This is a genomic window from Streptomyces phytophilus (genome assembly GCF_013870535.1).
GTDB lineage: Bacteria > Actinomycetota > Actinomycetes > Streptomycetales > Streptomycetaceae > Streptomyces > Streptomyces phytophilus.
In genome coordinates this window covers 1-3,307 of the sequence record NZ_JACBXC010000675.1, presented here as the reverse complement: position 1 = coordinate 3,307, position 3,307 = coordinate 1, and the positions used below count along the sequence as shown (strand labels likewise).

At 69.4% G+C, this 3,307-nt stretch carries 5 protein-coding genes, 2 tRNA genes and 1 pseudogene; 7 read left to right on the top strand and 1 reads right to left on the bottom strand.

Annotated elements, in window-relative coordinates; genetic code table 11:
- Window positions 1–449: pseudogene (locus H5J30_RS36030) on the bottom strand (hypothetical protein); the annotation flags it as partial.
- Window positions 450–736: 287 nt separating this feature from the next.
- Here H5J30_RS36030 and H5J30_RS23360 point away from each other — a divergent pair.
- From H5J30_RS23360 to H5J30_RS23330, 7 genes are all read left to right on the top strand, one after another.
- A tRNA-Thr gene (locus tag H5J30_RS23360) sits at window positions 737–809 on the top strand.
- Between the two features lie 46 nt (window positions 810–855).
- Window positions 856–928 (top strand) — tRNA-Met (locus tag H5J30_RS23355).
- Window positions 929–1,019: 91 nt separating this feature from the next.
- The gene (rpmG, locus tag H5J30_RS36925; protein WP_003948671.1) at window positions 1,020–1,184 is read left to right on the top strand and encodes a 50S ribosomal protein L33; all 165 of its coding nucleotides are present in this window, start codon (window positions 1,020–1,022) and stop codon (window positions 1,182–1,184) included.
- 126 nt (window positions 1,185–1,310) lie between these two features.
- The gene (locus H5J30_RS23345) at window positions 1,311–1,763 is read left to right on the top strand and encodes a MaoC family dehydratase N-terminal domain-containing protein (RefSeq protein ID WP_181789342.1); all 453 of its coding nucleotides are present in this window, start codon (window positions 1,311–1,313) and stop codon (window positions 1,761–1,763) included.
- Between the two features lie 6 nt (window positions 1,764–1,769).
- Entirely contained in the window at window positions 1,770–2,204 is a 435-nt protein-coding gene (locus H5J30_RS23340; protein ID WP_181789341.1) for a MaoC family dehydratase, read from the top strand.
- A gap of 106 nt (window positions 2,205–2,310) precedes the next feature.
- Complete coding sequence (locus H5J30_RS23335) at window positions 2,311–2,868, top strand: TetR/AcrR family transcriptional regulator (protein WP_181789340.1); 558 nt, start codon at window positions 2,311–2,313, stop codon at window positions 2,866–2,868.
- A gap of 139 nt (window positions 2,869–3,007) precedes the next feature.
- Window positions 3,008–3,307, top strand: a 300-nt coding sequence (locus H5J30_RS23330; RefSeq protein WP_181789339.1) for an MFS transporter, incomplete at its 3' end; no start/stop codon positions are given.

The window sequence follows — 3,307 nt, the reverse complement described above, 5'->3', positions numbered from 1 at the left end:
CCGCCGCCGATACGTACGTGCGTGCGCAAGGTGGTGGCGCCGTGCCCGAGTTGGAGGAGGGCGGCCTCGACGGCCCGCCGCTGCACACCGGCAGCGACAGCCCCACAAGACCCAGAAGACCACGACAACGCGGAAGACCCGGAAGACCCAGGGGCCCCGGAGGCCCCGGAGCCTCCCGGGAACTCCCCCGTCAACGCCGTGTCCAGGTGCGCATGCGCCTCCACCGGCGCCGGCAGCAGCAGATACCCGCCGAGATCCACCCGCGCCCCGCACCCGCCCGCCGGCCCCGCCAGGCTGCCCGCCGGCCCCACCGCCAGGATCCGGCCGCCCCCGAGGCGTACGTCCACCGTCCTGCCGTCCACCAGCCGCGCGCCGCACAGCACCGGTGTGCCGTCACCCCCCGCGGCGGACCCGTGCCGAGGCTGCTGCGGGGGGCTGCTGGCGGGCATGTGACTCCTGCGGGCAGGTCAGGGTAAACATCCCCGATGTGAGCAAAATCGCATAACCAAGATCAGAAAAGCGCCATCGAGGCCAGAAGCAGTCAAACTGCACCAGACGGCGCGAACGAGCCTAGGTGGGGCGGGCGCGCGCACCGCGGAGGAGGGGATAAGTCGTACCGGCGTGGCAACCGGCAGGTCCGCCCACCGGCGGCGATCGGCACGTGCGGGCGGGCGCGATCAAGGGCGGGTTACTGATTTCACCTTCGGCCGCTCAGCGTGTAGTGTCTTCATCGCTCGCCCCAATAGCTCAGTCGGCAGAGCGTCTCCATGGTAAGGAGAAGGTCAACGGTTCGATTCCGTTTTGGGGCTCTGATGCGGTTCGCACCTCGCTATCCTGGGAGGCGCAGAGCATCGCAGCGGTGTAGCTCAGTCGGTAGAGCAAGCGGCTCATAATCGCTGTGTCACCGGTTCAAGTCCGGTCACCGCTACTTACCTCATGTAGCCGATTGCAGGCTCGGACCTTCGGTCGGCTACTCTTTCTGCGTTGAAGAAGTTGTCCGTTCGTCAAGGAGCACTCACGTGGCTGCCACAGACGTCCGCCCGAAGATCACGCTGGCCTGCGTGGAGTGCAAGGAGCGGAACTACATCACCAAGAAGAACCGGCGCAACAACCCGGATCGCCTGGAGATGAAGAAGCACTGTCCTCGCTGCAACGCCCACACGGCGCACCGCGAGACCCGCTGAACGCAGGCCATCGAACCCCTCGTCCCACCCGGGACGAGGGGTTCGCCGCGCTTCCCCCGCACCCCGCACCGGACGCGCCGCCTCCGCAGCCTTGCCGACCGCCTCCCGCGCGCGACAGGAGAGTTCATGCCGCTCGATCAGTCCTTCGTGGGCCGGAGCTATCCGCCCACCGCCCCCTACGAGGTGGGCCGGGAGAAGATCCGCGAGTTCGCGGAGGCGGTGGGCGACGCCAACCCCGCGTACACCGACCCGGAGGCCGCGAAGGCCCTGGGCCACCCCGACGTGATCGCGCCGCCGACGTTCGTGTTCGCGATCGCGTTCCGGGCCGCGGGCAAGGTGATCGAGGACCCGCAGCTCGGGCTGGACTACAGCCGCGTGGTGCACGGGGACCAGAAGTTCGCGTACAGCCGTCCGGTACGGGCCGGGGACCGGCTCTCGGTGACGTCGACGATCGAGTCGATCAGGTCGATGGCCGGGAACGACATCATGGACGTGCGCGGCGAGATCCGCGACGAGGCGGGCGGGCACGTGGTGACGACGATCATCAAACTGGTGGCCCGCGCCGCCGAGGAGGGCTGAGGGCCGATGGTGGCGAAGGTGGCGTACGACGCCGTCGAGACCGGCACGGAGCTGCCGGCGCAGTCGTTCCCGGTGACCCGCGAGACGCTGGTGCGCTACGCGGGCGCGTCCGGGGACTTCAACCCGATCCACTGGAACGAGCGGTTCGCCAGGGAGGTCGGGCTGCCGGACGTGATCGCGCACGGCATGTTCACGATGGCCGAGGCGATCCGGGTGGTCACGGACTGGGCCGGGGACCCGGGCGCGGTGGTGGACTACGGGGTGCGGTTCACCAAGCCGGTGGTCGTGCCGGACGACGGCGTGGGCGCGGTGATCGAGGTGTCGGGGAAGGTCGCGCAGAAGCTGGACGACGAGGCGCGTACGGTCCGGGTGGACCTGACGGCGACGAGCGGCGGGCAGAAGGTGCTGGGGATGTCGCGGGCCGTGGTCCGACTGGCGTAGCCGGGCGGAGGGCGTACGGGCCGGAGGGCGTACGGGCCGGGGGCGCCAGGTCCGTACCCGAGCCCCCGGCTTGACAAGTTAGTGAGTGGCCAATAACTTACTTCCCATGGTGAGGATGAGCGCAGAGGAGCGGCGCGAGAGCGTCATCCGCGCGGCGATCACGGAGTTCGGCCGGGGCGGGTACCACGGGACGTCCACCGAGTCGATCGCCAAGCGGGTCGGCGTCTCCCAGCCGTACCTCTTCCGCCTCTTCCCCAACAAGCGTGCGATCTTCCTGGCCGCCTCGGTGCGCTGCATCGAGGACACCGCCGTGGTGATGCGCAACGCCGCCGAGGGCCTGTCGCCGGACGAGGCGCACAAGGCGGTGGCCGTGGCGTACCAGCGGCTGATGGAGGATCGCGACCGGCTGCTGATGCAGATGCAGATGTACGTCGCGGTGGCCTCGGCCGAGTCGTCGGGCGACCACGAGTTCGGAAAGCCCATCCGGGCCGCCTGGACCGAGCACTTCTACGACTTCGCCCTGCTGACGTTCAACGGGGATTCCTCGGAGGCCACCACCTTCCTCGCCTTCGGGATGCTGATCAACACCCTGGTCGCACTCGGCTACGCGCCGACGGAGCGGGTGTGGCAAGGCTTCTGGCCCGAGACCGTGCCGCGCACCTGACGAGCACGGCCCGGCACATCCGGCGGATCCGCTACATCCGGCACTGACGCACACCGATCCACCCACCCCCCTTGCACCCCCGGGCACGCCTCCGCATGCCCGCGAAAGTTATTGACTAATAACTAATCCGGAGGGAACCATGCCCGCACCGGCCCACACCGGCGAACGCCGCCGCCTCGGCCCCACCTTCTGGGCCCTGCTCCTCACCAGCCTCGCCAGCTTCATGGGCGCGCTCGACAACCTCGTCGTCACCACCGCCCTCCCGGCCATCCGCGACGACCTCGGCGGCGGCATGGAGGACCTGGAGTGGACGGTCAGCGCGTACACGCTCACCTTCGCCGTCCTCCTCATGCTCGGCGCCTCGCTCGGCGACCGCTTCGGCCGCCGCCGCATGTTCGCCGTCGGCATCGGCATCTTCACCGCCTCCTCCGCCGCCGCC